Source organism: Blastococcus sp. CCUG 61487 (assembly GCF_005222955.1).
Classification (GTDB): Bacteria; Actinomycetota; Actinomycetes; order Mycobacteriales; family Geodermatophilaceae; genus Blastococcus.
Genome location: NZ_LWUA01000019.1, coordinates 24,510 through 38,472, shown reverse-complemented (window position 1 = coordinate 38,472; position 13,963 = coordinate 24,510). Strand labels below are relative to the sequence as shown.

The 13,963-nt window shown below is 73.4% G+C and carries 21 protein-coding genes and 1 tRNA gene; 15 read left to right on the top strand and 7 right to left on the bottom strand.

The features are described 5' to 3' along the window. Positions 1-478: cbb3-type cytochrome c oxidase subunit I (locus A6V29_RS02185; RefSeq protein ID WP_170977652.1), on the top strand; the 478-nt coding region annotated here is incomplete at its 5' end. A 111-nt stretch (positions 479-589) separates the two neighbouring features. Further along, complete coding sequence (serB, locus tag A6V29_RS02180; RefSeq protein ID WP_249932934.1) at positions 590-1,861, top strand: phosphoserine phosphatase SerB; 1,272 nt, start codon at positions 590-592, stop codon at positions 1,859-1,861. A 94-nt stretch (positions 1,862-1,955) separates the two neighbouring features. On the opposite strand, the gene A6V29_RS02175 is transcribed toward serB, so the two are convergent. Further along, the gene (locus A6V29_RS02175; protein ID WP_137158766.1) at positions 1,956-2,522 is read right to left on the bottom strand and encodes a nicotinamidase; all 567 of its coding nucleotides are present in this window, start codon (positions 2,520-2,522) and stop codon (positions 1,956-1,958) included. A gap of 11 nt (positions 2,523-2,533) precedes the next feature. Then, a complete protein-coding gene (locus A6V29_RS02170) occupies positions 2,534-3,838 on the bottom strand; it encodes a nicotinate phosphoribosyltransferase (RefSeq protein ID WP_137158765.1) in 1,305 nt (434 codons plus the stop codon). A 60-nt stretch (positions 3,839-3,898) separates the two neighbouring features. Between A6V29_RS02170 and clpS the strand changes: the two genes are divergently transcribed. Together clpS and A6V29_RS02160 are read left to right on the top strand one after the other, a co-directional pair. Then, a complete protein-coding gene (gene clpS / locus A6V29_RS02165; protein ID WP_137158764.1) occupies positions 3,899-4,195 on the top strand; it encodes an ATP-dependent Clp protease adapter ClpS in 297 nt (98 codons plus the stop codon). Next, a complete protein-coding gene (locus A6V29_RS02160) occupies positions 4,192-4,692 on the top strand; it encodes a DUF2017 family protein (RefSeq protein ID WP_137158763.1) in 501 nt (166 codons plus the stop codon). The genes clpS and A6V29_RS02160 overlap by 4 nt, the downstream gene beginning before the upstream one ends. Here the strand turns inward: A6V29_RS02160 and A6V29_RS02155 are convergent. Further along, on the bottom strand, positions 4,631-4,984 hold the full coding sequence (locus A6V29_RS02155) for a hypothetical protein (RefSeq protein WP_137158762.1): 354 nt from the start codon (positions 4,982-4,984) through the stop codon (positions 4,631-4,633). The two genes, A6V29_RS02160 and A6V29_RS02155, sit on opposite strands and share 62 nt — an antisense overlap. Positions 4,985-5,083: 99 nt before the next feature. On the opposite strand from A6V29_RS02155, the gene A6V29_RS02150 reads away from it, so the two are divergent. The 7 genes from A6V29_RS02150 to A6V29_RS02120 all read left to right on the top strand — a co-directional run bounded on the left by A6V29_RS02150 (position 5,084) and on the right by A6V29_RS02120 (position 10,320). Continuing rightward, positions 5,084-5,569, top strand: a complete 486-nt coding sequence (locus A6V29_RS02150) for a M67 family metallopeptidase (protein WP_137158761.1) — start codon at positions 5,084-5,086, stop codon at positions 5,567-5,569. Positions 5,570-5,731: 162 nt separating this feature from the next. Beyond that, positions 5,732-6,010: a MoaD/ThiS family protein gene (locus tag A6V29_RS02145; protein ID WP_137158760.1), complete on the top strand. Its 279-nt coding sequence runs from the start codon at positions 5,732-5,734 to the stop codon at positions 6,008-6,010. 47 nt (positions 6,011-6,057) lie between these two features. Further along, positions 6,058-7,008, top strand: coding sequence for a PLP-dependent cysteine synthase family protein (locus tag A6V29_RS02140; RefSeq protein WP_137158759.1), 951 nt, complete (start codon positions 6,058-6,060; stop codon positions 7,006-7,008). Positions 7,009-7,099: 91 nt separating this feature from the next. Then, positions 7,100-7,924, top strand: a complete 825-nt coding sequence (murI, locus tag A6V29_RS02135; RefSeq protein ID WP_137158758.1) for a glutamate racemase — start codon at positions 7,100-7,102, stop codon at positions 7,922-7,924. Beyond that, positions 7,921-8,664 (top strand): MBL fold metallo-hydrolase, encoded by a 744-nt coding sequence (locus A6V29_RS02130; RefSeq protein ID WP_137158757.1) that lies wholly within the window; start codon positions 7,921-7,923, stop codon positions 8,662-8,664. The genes murI and A6V29_RS02130 overlap by 4 nt, the downstream gene beginning before the upstream one ends. Before the next feature lie 115 nt (positions 8,665-8,779). Then, complete coding sequence (locus A6V29_RS02125) at positions 8,780-9,736, top strand: DNA polymerase domain-containing protein (RefSeq protein ID WP_137158756.1); 957 nt, start codon at positions 8,780-8,782, stop codon at positions 9,734-9,736. A 98-nt stretch (positions 9,737-9,834) separates the two neighbouring features. Next, the gene (locus tag A6V29_RS02120; protein ID WP_137158755.1) at positions 9,835-10,320 is read left to right on the top strand and encodes a DUF4262 domain-containing protein; all 486 of its coding nucleotides are present in this window, start codon (positions 9,835-9,837) and stop codon (positions 10,318-10,320) included. Between the two features lie 6 nt (positions 10,321-10,326). On the opposite strand, the gene bcp is transcribed toward A6V29_RS02120, so the two are convergent. Beyond that, complete coding sequence (gene bcp, locus A6V29_RS02115) at positions 10,327-10,818, bottom strand: thioredoxin-dependent thiol peroxidase (protein WP_137158754.1); 492 nt, start codon at positions 10,816-10,818, stop codon at positions 10,327-10,329. Positions 10,819-10,868: 50 nt separating this feature from the next. Continuing rightward, positions 10,869-11,273 (bottom strand): secondary thiamine-phosphate synthase enzyme YjbQ, encoded by a 405-nt coding sequence (locus A6V29_RS02110; protein WP_137158753.1) that lies wholly within the window; start codon positions 11,271-11,273, stop codon positions 10,869-10,871. Positions 11,274-11,434: 161 nt separating this feature from the next. Between A6V29_RS02110 and rph the strand changes: the two genes are divergently transcribed. Both rph and rdgB read left to right on the top strand, forming a co-directional pair. Then, positions 11,435-12,157: a ribonuclease PH gene (gene rph, locus A6V29_RS02105; RefSeq protein WP_137158752.1), complete on the top strand. Its 723-nt coding sequence runs from the start codon at positions 11,435-11,437 to the stop codon at positions 12,155-12,157. After that, a complete protein-coding gene (rdgB, locus tag A6V29_RS02100) occupies positions 12,154-12,765 on the top strand; it encodes an RdgB/HAM1 family non-canonical purine NTP pyrophosphatase (RefSeq protein WP_137158751.1) in 612 nt (203 codons plus the stop codon). Before rph ends, rdgB begins: the two co-directional genes overlap by 4 nt. 45 nt (positions 12,766-12,810) lie before the next feature. Here rdgB and A6V29_RS20550 read toward each other — a convergent pair whose 3' ends face one another. Beyond that, on the bottom strand, positions 12,811-12,987 hold the full coding sequence (locus A6V29_RS20550) for a hypothetical protein (RefSeq protein WP_170977651.1): 177 nt from the start codon (positions 12,985-12,987) through the stop codon (positions 12,811-12,813). Between the two features lie 77 nt (positions 12,988-13,064). Further along, a tRNA-Leu gene (locus A6V29_RS02095) sits at positions 13,065-13,145 on the bottom strand. 87 nt (positions 13,146-13,232) lie between these two features. Here A6V29_RS02095 and A6V29_RS02090 point away from each other — a divergent pair. Next, complete coding sequence (locus A6V29_RS02090; RefSeq protein ID WP_137158750.1) at positions 13,233-13,463, top strand: DUF3618 domain-containing protein; 231 nt, start codon at positions 13,233-13,235, stop codon at positions 13,461-13,463. A 4-nt stretch (positions 13,464-13,467) separates the two neighbouring features. Further along, the gene (locus A6V29_RS02085) at positions 13,468-13,962 is read left to right on the top strand and encodes a DUF427 domain-containing protein (RefSeq protein WP_137158749.1); all 495 of its coding nucleotides are present in this window, start codon (positions 13,468-13,470) and stop codon (positions 13,960-13,962) included. The last annotated feature ends 1 nt before the right edge of the window (position 13,963 follow it).

Below are 13,963 nucleotides of genomic sequence, written 5' to 3'. Positions count from 1 at the left end.
CAAGCTGCAGTTCTGGCTGACGTTCATCGGCTTCCACGGCACGTTCCTCATCCAGCACTGGCTGGGCAACGAGGGCATGCCGCGCCGGTACGTGGACTACCTGCCGACCGACTCGTTCACCACGCTGAACATGATCTCCACGATCTTCAGCTTCGTGCTGGGCGCCTCGATCATCCCGTTCCTGTACAACATCGTGCGCTCCTGGAAGTACGGGCAGCTCGCCCTGCGCGACGACCCGTGGGGCCACGGCAACTCCCTGGAATGGGCCACCTCCTCCCCGCCGCCACGGCACAACTTCGTGGAGATCCCGCGGATCCGCTCCGAGCGGCCGGCGTTCGAGGCGCACTACCCGCACCTGGTGGAGCGGCTCCAGGCCGAAGCCCACTCCGGACGACGCCACGAGCCCTACGCCGGCGTCAGCGAGATCGGGCTCACCGAGGGCAAGCGCCAGGGCCCGCAGGACCCCGATCCGACGTAAGCAGCCGCCAACTGCTGCACCCGAGTGGCCCAGGACCGAGCCGGTTCTGGGCCACTCGCGTTCACCGGTCCGGGTGCGAACCCGCTGCGCACGGTGCGGCACGATGGCGGGGTGCCGCTCGACCCGATGCCCCACGCCCCCGAGCACGACCCTGCCGAGCCCGGCCCCACCACCCCGCGCGCCCTGGTGACGGTGAGCGGTGCCGACCGGCCCGGGGTCACGGCGCGGCTGTTCGCGGCGCTGGCCGACCCGGCCGACGACGCCCCTGCGGTCGAGGTGATCGACGTCGAGCAGGTCGTGGTGCACGGCCAGCTCGTGCTGGGCGTCGTCGTCGCCGTCTCCTGCGACGAGGGCGCCGGGGTCACCGAGGACGACCTGCTCCGGCACCTGCGCCGGCTGGCCGACGACGTCGCCGCCGCCGTCGACGTGCGGGTCGAGGTCGAGCCGGCCGGCGGGCCCGAGCCGGTCGCGGCCGGACGCCCGCACCACGTGATCCTGCTGGGGCGACCCGTGTCGCCGGACGCCGTCGCCGGTGCGGCGCAGGGCATCGCCGCCGTGGGCGGCAACATCGACGCCATCCGCCGGCTGTCGGACTACCCCGTGACCAGCTTCGAGCTCACCGTCTCCGGCGCGGAGGCCACCGCGCTGCGCACCGAGCTCGCGACGGTGGCCGCCCGCACCGGGACCGACATCGCCGTGGAGCAGGTGGGGCTGGCCCGTCGCAGCAAGCGGCTGATCGTGCTCGACGTCGACAGCACGCTGGTGCGCGGCGAGGTGATCGACGAGCTGGCCGCCCGCGCCGGCCGGGCCGCCGAGGTCGCCCGCATCACCGCCGCGGCCATGAACGGCGAGCTGGACTTCGCGGAGTCGCTCAAGGCGCGGGTGGCGGTCCTGGAAGGGCTGCCCGAGGAGGTGCTCGACGAGGTCCGCGAGCACCTGGTCCTCACGCCGGGCGCGCGCACGCTCATCCGGACCCTGCAACGCCTCGGGTTCCGGTGCGGGATCGTCAGCGGTGGCTTCACGCAGATCACCGATCCGCTGGCTGAGTCGCTCGGGTTGGACTTCGCCGCGGCGAACACCCTCGAGGTGGTCGACGGCCGGCTGACCGGTGGGCTGGTCGGCGAGATCGTCGACCGTCCGGGCAAGGCGCGGGCCCTGGCGCGGTTCGCGGAGGAGTACGGCATCCCGCTGGAGCAGACGGTCGCGGTGGGGGACGGGGCGAACGACCTCGACATGCTCAACACCGCGGGCCTGGGCATCGCCTTCAACGCCAAGCCGTTCGTGCGCGAGCAGGCGCACACCGCGCTGAACCAGCCCTACCTGGACGCCGTCCTGCAGGTGCTCGGCTTCACCAGGGACGAAGTCCTCGACGCGGTGCCGTGATGATCAGCTGAGCTGATCATCACGCCGCCTCCCTCGTGGTCCACCGTGAGGGAGGACGGCGAACGGAGAGGGAGGACGTCGCCCCGGCGGTCGCTCAGCCGCGGTGGACGGCGCCCTCGAGCTCGACGCCGGCGGTCCGCAGCTGGTCCAGGGCGGCCTCGACGGTCGCCTCCGACACCCCCGCGGTCAGCGGCAGCAGCACCCGCGTGCGGAACCCGGCGGCGACGGCGTCCAGGGCCGTCGCGCGCACGCAGTGGTCGGTGGCTATGCCGACCACGTCCACGGCGTCCACGCCGCGCTCCCGCAGCCACGTGGCCAGACCCACCCCGTCGGCCACCCCTTCGAAGCCCGAGTAGGCCGCCGCGTACTCGCCCTTGTCGAACACCGCCTCGAGCGGCTCCCGGTCCAGCGCCGGGTGCAGCTCCACGCCGTCGGTGCCGACGACGCAGTGCCGGGGCCACGTCCCGACGAAGTCCGGCGCGTCGGCGAAGTGGTCGCCGGGGTCGATGTGGTGGTCCCGGGTCGCGACGACGTGGTCGTATCCCGCCGACCTGACGTGGGCGCTGATGGCCCCGGCGACGGCGGACCCGCCGGCCACGGCCAGGCTGCCTCCCTCGCAGAAGTCGTTCTGCACGTCGACGACGATCAGTGCGCGGGTCACCTGTTCCTCCTTCACGCGGTCACGGTGTCGAGCACGGGCTCGCCGCGGGAGAGCGCGAACGCCTCCTGGGGCAGGGCGGCGCGGGCCCGTTCGTGGTGCTCCCGCGCCCGGGTCAGTGCCTCCGCCGGACCGAGGGCCTCGCAGAGCTCGCCGCCCCGCACCAGGGGCACGACCAGGTCTCGGTCGCCGGGACGCGCCTGCACCGACGCCGCCGTCACCACCTCGGCCGTCGCGATGCCGTCGGCGTCGTGCCGGCGGACGGCGGACTTCCGCCCGCCCACCGAGAGCTTCCCCTCCGACTTCTTCGCCACCGGCACGCCGTCGCGCTCGACCAGCTTGTAGACCAGCCCGGCCGTGGGCGCCCCCGAGCCGGTGACCAGCGAGGTGCCGACGCCGTAGCCGTCCACGGGCGCGGCCATCAGCCCGGCGATCGCGTACTCGTCGAGGTCGCTGGTCACCGTGATGCGGGTGCGCGTCGCGCCGAGTTCGTCGAGCAGCGTCCGGGCGTGGGTGGCCAGCGTGGGCAGGTCCCCGGAGTCCAGCCGGATCCCGCCGAGCTCCGGGCCGGCGACCTCGACGGCGTTGCGGATGCCCTGATCCACGTCGTAGGTGTCCACCAGCAGGGTCGTGCCGACGCCGAGCGCGGCGACCTGCGCGCGGAACGCCGAGCGCTCGTCGTCGTGCAGGAGGGTGAAGGCGTGCGCGCTGGTGCCCGTCGTCGGCACCCCGTAGCGGCGGCCGGCCTCGAGGTTCGAGCTGGCCGCGAAGCCGACCAGGTGCGCGGCCCGGGCGGCGGCCACCGCCGCCTCCTCGTGCGTGCGCCGCGAGCCCATCTCGATGCACGGGCGCTCGCACGCGGCGGCCACCATGCGGGCCGCGGCCGACGCGATCGCGCTGTCGTGGTTGAGGGCCGACAGCGCCAGGGTCTCCAGCAGCACGCCCTCGGCGAACGGCGCCCGCACCGTGAGCACCGGGGAGCCGGGGAAGAACAGCTCGCCCTCGGCGTAGCCGTCCACGTCCCCGGAGAACCGGAAGTCGGCGAGCCAGTCCAGCAGCCGCCCGTCGGTCAGCCCCTGCTCGCGCAGCGCGGCCAGTTCGTCGTCGCCGAAGCGGAAGTACGGCAGTGCCTCCAGGAGCCGGCCGGTGCCGGCGACCACCCCGAACCGGCGGCCGTGGGGGAGCCGGCGGGCGAAGACCTCGAACACGCAGTCCCGGGACGCGGTGCCGTTCGCCAGCGCCGCGGCGACCATGGTCAGCTCGTACCGGTCGGTGAAGAGAGCGGGAGCCGGCGGGGGAGTCAGCCCGGTGTCCACCATGATCGGGAAGCGTAGGCGGAGCGCGGTCGCCCGGCTCTCCGGCGTCCTAAGGTGGCAGACGTGACCGGACCGCTCGCCCCCGAACGGGCCCCCGACGTCACCGTCGACGAGGACCACGACCTCGACCGCCCGTGGGTCACCATCGTGTGGAACGACCCCGTCAACCTGATGTCGTACGTGACGTTCGTGCTGCAGGAGCTGTTCGGCTACGACGAGCCGACCGCGACCACCCTCATGCTGCAGGTGCACAACGACGGCAAGGCCATCGTCAGCTCCGGCCCGCGCGAGCGCATGGAGCACGACACCAGCCGGTTGCACGCCTACGGACTGTGGGCCAGCTACCAGCGCGACTCGTGAGGCCGTTCCGCGCCGCGCGCAGCGGTGAGCTGGTCGCCCGGTTCGAGCCCGCCGAAGCCGGCATCCTCGGCCTCTTGCTCGACCAGCTCGAGCAGTTGCTCACCGCCGATCCCGACGACGTCGGCGACGACCCGGTGATCGAGCGGCTGTTCCCTGCGGGGCACCGCTCCGACCCGGCGATGGCCGCCGACTACCGCGACCTCACGGAGGCCTCGTTGCGCAGCGGCAAGGCCGACGACCTCGCCACCGTGCGGGCCTCGCTGCCGGCCGACGGCGGCGAGGTCCGGCTGGACGCCGACCAGGCCGGAGCGTGGATGCGGACCAGCAACGACCTGCGCCTGGCCCTCGGCACGCGGCTGGACATCAGCGAGGACACCGAGCCGCCGGAGGACGTCGCCGACGAGGGCGACCAGCAGCTGGCGGTGTACTACTGGCTCACCGCCGTGCAGGGCTCGCTCGTCGACGCGCTGGTCGCTGCTCGGTCCGGCCGAAGGTGAGCAGGACCAGCGCCGCCAGGAGCAGCGCGAGCACGAAGAAGACGTAGACCATGCCGTGCAGCTCGACGTCGGCGAGCAGGGCGCCGACGCACGAGACCAGGGTGATCCCCGACAGCGCGAACAGCAGCAGCAGGGCCAGCGTCCGCATCGTCACCATGACGACGACGGAGAGGCGGTCGTCGGGGTTGCGGGTGACGTAGCCGCGGTGCCGCAGCAGACCGCGGCCGCCGAGCACCAGTGCGGGGAGCGCGACCAGGACGATCCCGGCGATCAGCAGCACGTCATCCCACACGACGCTGGACCGTATCGGCTGCTCCTGGTCCCGCTGCAGGGACCCGGCGGATTCCGAGCGGCCGGGGGCCGGAAAGGGTCGTCGACTAGAGTGGCGGACGTGCTGCGCATCGACCGCGCGACCTACGACGCCATCGTGGCCCACGCCCGGGAGGACCACCCGGACGAGGCCTGTGGCGTCGTCGCCGGCCCCGAGGGCACCGAACGGCCCGAGCGCTTCATCCCGATGCTCAACGCGGCCCGCTCGCCCACGTTCTACGAGTTCGACAGCGCCGACCTGCTGCGGCTGCACCGGGAGATGGACGACCGCGACGAGTGGCCGGTGGTCATCTACCACTCGCACACCGCGACCGAGGCCTACCCGTCGCGCACCGACGTCGGCTACGCCTCCGGGCCGGCCGCCGATCCGCGGATCCACTACGTGCTCGTGTCCACCCGGCACCACGGCAAGCAGACCGGCCTGGTCGACGACGAGGTCGAGTTCCGCAGCTTCCGGATCGTCGACGGCGAGATCACCGAGGAAGAGGTCGAGGTCGTCGAGTCCTACCTCTTCGGGCACTCGCCGACCACCGTCGTCTACGACTGAAAAACACCCTCCTGCCCCCCGCCGCTCGCGAGCTCGCGGCGGGCCCCTGCAGGAGGGCCCCGGAATCCCGCGCGGCGCTGGGGTGTTGGCCCCGTCAGACGCATCACCGCTGCGCCGCCGCAGCCCCCATCCGTCACCGCACTCCGAGGAGAACCGCACGCCATGGCCATCGAGGTCCGGATCCCGACCATCCTGCGCACCCACACGGGCGGCAACAAGACCGTGGAGGGCAACGGCGCGACCCTCGCGGCGCTCATCGACGACCTCGACGCCCAGCACTCCGGCCTGAAGAACCGCCTCGTCACCGAGGAGGGCAAGCTGCACCGCTTCGTGAACGTCTACGTCAACGACGAGGACGTGCGCTTCACCGGCGCCCTGGACACCCAGGTCAAGGACGGCGACTCGGTGACCATCCTCCCGGCGGTCGCCGGCGGCTGCTGAGCGGTCGGCACCGCCAGGTCCACCGCCACCCTCCCGGAAGAGCTCTGATGGCCCGCTTCAACTCCCTCGTCGACTCGCTCGGCGGCACCCCGCTCGTGGGGCTGCCGAACCTGTCGCCGACGTCCGACGTCCGGCTGTGGGCCAAGCTCGAGGACCACAACCCCACCGGCTCCATCAAGGACCGCGCGGCGATCAAGATGATCGAGGCGGCCGAGAAGGAGGGGCTGCTGCAGCCGGGGTGCACCATCCTCGAGCCGACGAGCGGCAACACGGGCATCTCGCTGGCCATGGTCGCCCGGCAGCGCGGCTACAAGCTCATCTGCGTCATGCCGGAGAACACCTCGGTGGAGCGCCGGCAGCTGCTGGAGATGTACGGCGCGCAGATCATCTCCTCGCCGGCCGCCGGCGGGTCCAACCAGGCCGTCGCCATGGCCAAGGAGCTCGCCGAGCAGCACGACGACTGGGTGATGCTGTACCAGTACGGCAACCCGGCCAACGCCCAGGCGCACTACGAGGGCACCGCGCCGGAGATCCTGGCCGATCTGCCGTCGATCACCCACTTCGTCGCCGGACTCGGAACGACGGGCACGCTCATGGGCTGCTCGCGCTATTTCCGCGAGCACAAGCCGGGCGTGCAGGTCATCGCCGCCGAGCCCCGCTACGGGGAGCTGGTCTACGGCCTGCGCAACATCGACGAGGGCTTCATCCCCGAGCTCTACGACGCGACGCTGCTGGACTCGCGGTTCTCCGTCGGCCCGGACGACGCCATCCACCGCACCCGCCAGCTGGTGGAGCGCGAGGGGATCTTCGCCGGCATCTCGACCGGCGCCATCCTGCACGCGGCGCTGGGCGTCGCGGACAAGGAGGTGGCGGCCGGCCGCAAGGCCGACATCGTCTTCATCGTCTGCGACGGCGGCTGGAAGTACCTGTCCACCGGCGCCTACGCGGGCACGCTGGAGGAGGCGGCCGCGGCGCTGGAAGGCCAGCTCTGGGCCTAGCGGTACGACCGGCGCCGTCCCACCCCGTCGGGCGACCGGGCGCGCCGTCACCACACGGACGTCGTACCTGCGGGCTAGCCTGACCGGCGACATGGGGACGCAGCCAGGAGCCGACGCACCGATCGGCATCTTCGACTCGGGGGTCGGCGGGCTCACCGTGGCCCGCGCCGTCCTCGACCAGCTGTCCGGCGAGGCGATCCGCTACATCGGCGACACCGCGAACGGCCCCTACGGCCCGCTGCCGATCGCCGAGGTGCGCCGGCACTCCCTCGCCGTCATGGACGACCTCGTCGCCGACGGCGTGAAGATGCTGGTGGTGGCGTGCAACTCCGCCAGCGCGGCCTCGCTGCGTGACGCCCGGGAGCGCTACGACGTGCCCGTGGTGGAGGTCGTGCTGCCCGCCGTCCGCCGGGCGACCGCCGCCACGCGCAACGGCCGGATCGGGGTCATCGGCACCCAGGCCACGATCACCAGCGGCGCCTACGAGGACGCCTTCGCCGCCGTCCCGGGGCTCAGCGTCACCAGCGCCGCCTGCCCGAGCTTCGTCGACTTCGTCGAGCGCGGCGTGACCAGCGGGCGGCAGCTGCTGGGGCTGGCGCAGTCCTACCTCGATCCGCTGCTGGCCGCGGACGTCGACACCGTCGTCCTGGGGTGCACGCACTACCCGCTGCTCACCGGGGTGATCAGCCTGGTCATGGGCGACGACGTCACGCTGGTGTCCAGCGCCGAGGAGACGGCCAAGGACGTGCACCACGTGCTCACCCGGCTCGACCTGCTCCGCGAGGAAGGGGCGCCGCCGCCCGAGCACGCGTTCCTGGCCACCGGGGACCCCGAGCCGTTCGCCCGGCTCGGCCGCCGGTTCCTCGGCCCGGAGATCGGCTCGGTGCTCCGCGCCGGAGCGGTGGGTGCGGCGTGAAGCTCACCGTCGTCGGCTGCTGCGGGAGCGGTCCCGGGCCCGACTCGCCGGCCTCCTGCTACCTGCTCGAGCACGACGGCTTCCAGCTCGTGGTGGACCTGGGCAACGGCTCCTTCGGGCCGCTGCAGCGCGTGCTCGACCCCGCCGCCGTCGACGCCGTCTTCCTGTCGCACCTGCATGCCGACCACTGCCTCGACGTCGCCCCGTTCGTGGTCTGGCACCGCTACTCGGGCCGGTCGCCGGCCGGGCTGGTCCCGCTGTACGCACCCGTGGACGCCGAGCGGCGGCTGGCGGCGGCCTACGACGTCGACGGTGACGGGCTCACCGACGTCTTCGACTTCGTGCCGGTCGGCCCCGGCTCCTTCGACCTCGGTCCGTTCCAGGTCGAGCTCGCCCGCACCGCGCACCCGATCGAGACCTACGCCGCGCGGTTCACCGCCGGCGGCAGGTCGCTGGTCTACACCGGCGACACCGGGCCCTGCGACCGCGTGGTCGAGCTCGCCCGCGGCGCCGACGTGCTGCTCGCCGAGGCGGCGCACCCCGACGATGACCCCGACCAGCCCCCGGGCCTGCACCTCACCGGCCGGCAGGCCGGAGAGCACGCCGCGGCGGCCGGGGTGGGGCGGCTGCTGCTCACGCACATCCCCGCGTGGGTGGACCGGATCGGGCAGCTGGCCGCGGCCAGCGCGGCGTTCCCGGAGACCGAGCTGGTCGGTCCGGGGCAGGTCTTCCACATCTGAGCCCGCGGCTGGGATCAGGTCACCTGATCCCAGCGCCTCCTCCCGCACGGTGCACGGTGAGGGAGGACGCCGCGCGGTGGGGTAGGACGCTGCGCGGTGCGGTAGGAAGGCGAGCGTGACCGGGGCGGAGGAACGGGACGGCGTCGCGCTCTCCAGCCTGGACTCGCCGCTGGGCGACGGCCTCGGCGTGCGCAAGCGGGACCTCGTCGACTACTTCGACGCCGTCGCCGACCGGCTCGTGCCGCAGGTGGCCGGCCGCCCGCTGTCGGTGCAGCGGGTCCGCCCCGGCCAGCCGCCGTTCATGCAGCGCAACGTCAGCAAGGGCGCGCCGGACTGGGTCCGCACCACACCGACGTGGTCCGAAGGCGCGCACCGCGAGATCCAGCAGGTGCTGTGCGACGACCGCCGGACGCTGCTGTGGCTCGGCAACCAGCGGGCCGTGGAGCTGCACGTCCCCTTCTTCCGCGTGGACCACCCGGAGCCGACCGGGCTGGTCCTCGACCTCGATCCGCCCGAGGGCGCGGACTTCGCGGCGGTCGTGGCCACCGCGCAGCTGGTCCGGCGGGCCCTGGAGGACGCCGGGCTCGAGGGCGCGGTGAAGACCAGCGGGTCCACGGGCCTGCACGTCGTCGTCCCGGTGGACGGGTCGCCGGTCGAGGACGTCGCCGCCGCGACGCGCGCGCTGGCCGCCCGATCCGCGGCCCTGGACCCCGGTCTGGCGACGACCGCGTACCTGCTGGAGGACCGGGGCGACCGGGTGTTCGTCGACTCGACCCGCTCGGGTCAGGCGACGGTGGTCGCCGCGTACAGCCCGCGGATCCGGCCTGGGCTGCCCGTCTCGTTCCCGGTGGCGTGGGCCGACCTCGACGAGGTCCGCCCCGCCGACTTCACCGTGACGACGGCGCCCGGCCTGCTCGGCGACCGCGACCCGTGGACCGAGGCGCTGCCCGCACCCCAGCGGTTGCCCGACGAGCTGGTGGCCGAGGGACACACCATCCCGGTCGCCCGGGTGGCGGCGATGCACGAGGGCAAGCGGCGCAAGAAGGCGGCGCGCGAGGCAGACGGGGGCTGAGGCCGGCGGGGTCCGAGCCTGGATCCACACCTCCGGTGCGGATCCACAGATCTCCGCCGGCACCCGACGGGCGGAGGCCGGCGGCGGAGGGTGGGCGCATGACGCAGGATCCGCAGACCATCGCCTGGCTCGACCAGGAGGACGCCCACCTCGCCCAGGTCATCCGACGCCACCGCTGGGCGGTCCAGTACGTCGCCCGCGGGGCGGGCAGCGACGAGCCGTCCTTCGCCTACACGGTCGGCCTCTACGGGCTCGGTCACCCCGAGCTGGTGGTGGTCTCGGTGGGGTACGAGACCGCCTGCGGGCTCCTCAACGAGATGGGCGCGACGGTGGCCGACGGCCGCGACCTGGTGCCCGGGGAGATCGTGCGGGACGACGACGGCGTGCCGGTGCTCGCGGTCGAGGAGTTGCCCAACCCCGGCGAGGTGCTGTTCGTGGCCAACCGCTTCTACGGGCGGCCCGACGAGTACTCCGTGCCGGCCTACCAGCTCACCTGGGCGATGCCGGGCGGGATCTTCCCGTGGGACGAGGCCTACCCGTGCGAGCCGGACTGCCAGCCGCGTCCCGGCAGGTGGCGGGCGTGAGCGCGGTCAGGCCAGGCCGAGATCGCGGCGGAGCTTGGCGACGTGGCCGGTGGCCTTGACGTTGTAGGCGGCCTTCTCGATGCGGCCCTCGGAGTCGATGACGAAGGTCGACCGGATGACCCCCACGACCTCCTTGCCGTACAGCTTCTTCGGGCCGTAGGCGCCGTAGGCGGTGAGCACCTGCTTGTCCGGGTCGGAGACGAGGGTGATCCGCAGGTCCTCCTTCTCCCGGAACTTCTGCAGCTTCTCGACCGGGTCGGGGGAGATCCCGATGATGTCCAGCCCGGCCTCCGCGAGCTCGCCGGCCGCGGCGGTGAAGTCGACGGCCTGCGTCGTGCAGCCGGGCGTGAGCGCCGCCGGGTAGCAGTAGACGATGACCCGCCGGCCCCGGTGGTCGGAGAGGGACACCGGCTTCCCGTCGGCGTCCGACAGCGTGAATTCCGGTGCCGGGTCGCCGGGGGAGAGCCGAACGGGCGCGGGAACGGTGCTGTCGGTCATGCCCGGCATCCTGCCGTGCCCGTCTGGCAGGGGGGAACCGGGCCCCGTGCTCACCCGCCCAGGAACGAGAACCGGACGTGCCGCTGGTGGTTGTCGGTGTTGGTGTCGACCAGGCAGATCCGCTGCCAGGTGCCCAGTTGCATGCGGCCCTCCAGCACGGGGACCGTCGCGTGCGGCGGCACGAACGCCGGCAGCACGTGGTCGCGGCCGTGCCCCGGGCTGCCGTGCCGGTGCCGCCACCTGTCGTCCCGGGGCAGCAGCTCCTCGAGCTGGGCGAGCAGGTCGTCGTCGCTGCCGGACCCGGTCTCGATGAGCGCGATGCCCGCCGTCGCGTGCGGCACGAACACGTGCAGCAGCCCGTCACCCGCACCGCGCACGAACTGTTCGCAGTCGTCGGTCAGGTCGACGACGACGGGGACGCCGCCGGTCCGGACGGCACGCAGCTCCGACCTCATGAAGGGATTTTCGCCGACCCACGGGCTCCGCGCTGCGTGCCCGTCCGGCGTCAGGCCAGGCACCCGTACAGGGCACGGCCCGCGGGAGGTCAGGGCAGGACCCGTCGAACTCCAGGGAGCACACCTCGGCCCGAGGCGGGGGCGCACTACTGTCGAGTCCCGTGACCCGCCCCGACGGCCGAGCGGCCGACCAGCTCCGACCGGTGACCATCACCCGCAACTGGCTCGACCACGCCGAGGGATCGGTGCTGGTCGAGTTCGGCCGCACCCGCGTGCTGTGCGCGGCCAGCGTGACCGAGGGCGTGCCCCGCTGGCGCAAGGGCTCGGGGCTGGGTTGGGTGACCGCCGAGTACGCGATGCTGCCGCGGGCCACCCACACCCGCAGCGACCGCGAGTCGGTGCGCGGCAAGATCGGCGGCCGCACCCACGAGATCAGCCGGCTCATCGGCCGCTCGCTGCGCGCCTCGATCGACCTCGGCGCGCTCGGGGAGAACAGCATCGCGATCGACTGCGACGTCCTCCAGGCCGACGGCGGGACGCGGACCGCGGCCATCACCGGCGCGTACGTGGCGCTGGCCGACGCCGTCTCCTGGCTCGGGGAACGCGGCAAGCTGGCCAAGACGGAGCCCCTGGTCCAGTCGGTGGCCGCGGTCAGCGTAGGCGTCATCGACGGCGAGCCGCGGCTCGACCTCGCCTACGAGGAGGACGTGCGCGCCGGCACCGACATGAACGTGGTGTGCACCGGCGACGGCGGGTTCGTCGAGGTGCAGGGCACCGCCGAGGGCGCGGTGTTCGACCGGCCCACCCTCGACGCCCTCCTCGACCTCGCCGTCGCCGGCTGCGCCGACCTCACCCGCCTGCAGGCCGACGCGCTCGCCCGATGAGCACCCGGCTGCTGCTGGCCACCCGCAACGCGGGCAAGCTCGCGGAGCTCCGCCGGCTGCTGCAGTCCGCCGTGCCCGGTGTCGAGGTCGTGGGGCTGGGCGACGTCGCCGAGTACCCCGAGGCGCCCGAGACCGGGGCGACGTTCACCGAGAACGCGCTGCTCAAGGCCCGCGAGGCGGTGCGGCACACGGGGCTGCCGGCGGTGGCCGACGACTCGGGGCTGACGGTCGACGCGCTGAACGGGATGCCCGGCATCTTCTCGGCGCGCTGGTCCGGCCGGCACGGGGACGACCCGGCCAACACCGCACTCTTGCTGGGCCAGCTGGCCGACGTGCCCGACGACCGGCGGGGTGCGGCGTTCGTCTGCGCGGCCGCCCTCGTCCTGCCGGACGGGACCGAGCGGGTGCTGGAGCGGGAGTGGCGGGGCCGGGTGATCCGCGAGGAGCGGGGGACCAACGGGTTCGGCTACGACCCGATCTTCGTGCCCGACGGCCTGGAGGTGACCTCCGCGGAGCTCTCGCCGGGGGAGAAGGACGCCCGCAGCCATCGCGGGCAGGCGTTCGCGGCGCTCGTGCCGGTCATCGCCGAGGTGCTCGGCAGCGACTGATCAGCCAGCGACCGATCAGGCAGCGACTGATCAGGCAGCGACGGATCAGTCCAGGCTGAACCAGTCGACGGCGGCGAGCTCGTCGCGCAGCGCGTCGTAGATCGGCTCGTCGCCCTCGGGCGCGGCGTGCCGGCCGGGCCGGTCCAGGTCGGCCAGCGAGGCGATGGTCTCCGGGCCCTCGGGGGCCCGGTGGCGTCCGACGACGGAGGCGGAGGTGCTCATGCTCCTCGGGTCGGCGCCCCCGACGTCGCACCCGAGCGGCCGGGCGGTCGCGCTCACCCCGAAGGGGGAGGCGCCCGTGCGGGAGGCGGGAGTCGAACCCGCACGCCCGAAGGCACCAGATCCTAAGTCTGGCGTGGCTGCCGTTACACCACTCCCGCGTCGTCCCGGAGTCTAGGAGTACCCCGCCCGGGTGCAGGACGGACGCTCGCTGCGCTGACCAGCGCCGCGTCTGGCAGGCTGTCGGCGTGCCTCGCGACCCTCGACAGATCCAGCTGGAGATCGACGCCGCCCGCGAGTCGTTGGCTGCCACGCTCGACCAGCTGGCCTACCGGACGAGTCCCGCACAGGTGAAGGCCAAGAGCCAGGAGGCGCTCACGCGGTTCCTGCAGTCGCCCGCCGGCATGGCCACCATGGGCGCCGTCGGCCTGTTCGTCACCTTCGTCGTGGTGCAGCGGATCCGGCACCGCAAGAAGTGATCCGGTGCCGGTCCGCCGCGACCCCGTAGGCCCCGGCCAGGAATCGGTCTGGGACTACCCGCGGCCGCCCTCGGCCGAGGTGACGCCCCGGCACGTCGTCGTCGAGCTCGCGGGCCGGCGCATCGCCGACACCCGCCGGGCCGTCCGGGTGTGCGAAACCAGCCATCCACCGACCTTCTACGTCCCTCGCGCGGACATCGCCCCCGACGTGCTCGTGCAGGGTGCGGGTAGCTCCTGGTGCGAGTGGAAGGGCGCGGCCACCTACTGGGACGCCGTCGTCGACGGTCGTCGCGTGGCGGCGGTCGGGTGGTCCTACGAGGAGCCGGCCCCTGGGTACGAGCACCTGGCCGGCGCGGTCGCCTTCTACCCGGCCCGGGTGGACGCGGCCACGGTGGACGGCGAGGTGGTCCGCCCGCAGCCGGGCGAGTTCTACGGCGGCTGGGTCACCGACGAGGTCGTCGGTCCGTTCAAGGGGGCGCCGGGCACGCTCGGCTGGTGAG

Excerpts from the sequence above, each read along its gene's own strand:
- bcp (WP_137158754.1), bottom strand. The coding sequence starts at position 10,818 with ATGACCGACAGCACCGTTCCCGCGCCCGTTCGGCTCTCCCCCGGCGAC.
- A6V29_RS02110 (WP_137158753.1), bottom strand. The coding sequence starts at position 11,273 with ATGAGGTCGGAGCTGCGTGCCGTCCGGACCGGCGGCGTCCCCGTCGTC.
- A6V29_RS20550 (WP_170977651.1), bottom strand. The coding sequence starts at position 12,987 with ATGAGCACCTCCGCCTCCGTCGTCGGACGCCACCGGGCCCCCGAGGGC.
- rdgB (WP_137158751.1), top strand. The coding sequence starts at position 12,154 with ATGAGCACCCGGCTGCTGCTGGCCACCCGCAACGCGGGCAAGCTCGCG.
- A6V29_RS02140 (WP_137158759.1), top strand. The coding sequence starts at position 6,058 with ATGGCCCGCTTCAACTCCCTCGTCGACTCGCTCGGCGGCACCCCGCTC.
- A6V29_RS02170 (WP_137158765.1), bottom strand. The coding sequence starts at position 3,838 with ATGGTGGACACCGGGCTGACTCCCCCGCCGGCTCCCGCTCTCTTCACC.
- A6V29_RS02145 (WP_137158760.1), top strand. The coding sequence starts at position 5,732 with ATGGCCATCGAGGTCCGGATCCCGACCATCCTGCGCACCCACACGGGC.
- murI (WP_137158758.1), top strand. The coding sequence starts at position 7,100 with ATGGGGACGCAGCCAGGAGCCGACGCACCGATCGGCATCTTCGACTCG.
- A6V29_RS02120 (WP_137158755.1), top strand. The coding sequence starts at position 9,835 with ATGACGCAGGATCCGCAGACCATCGCCTGGCTCGACCAGGAGGACGCC.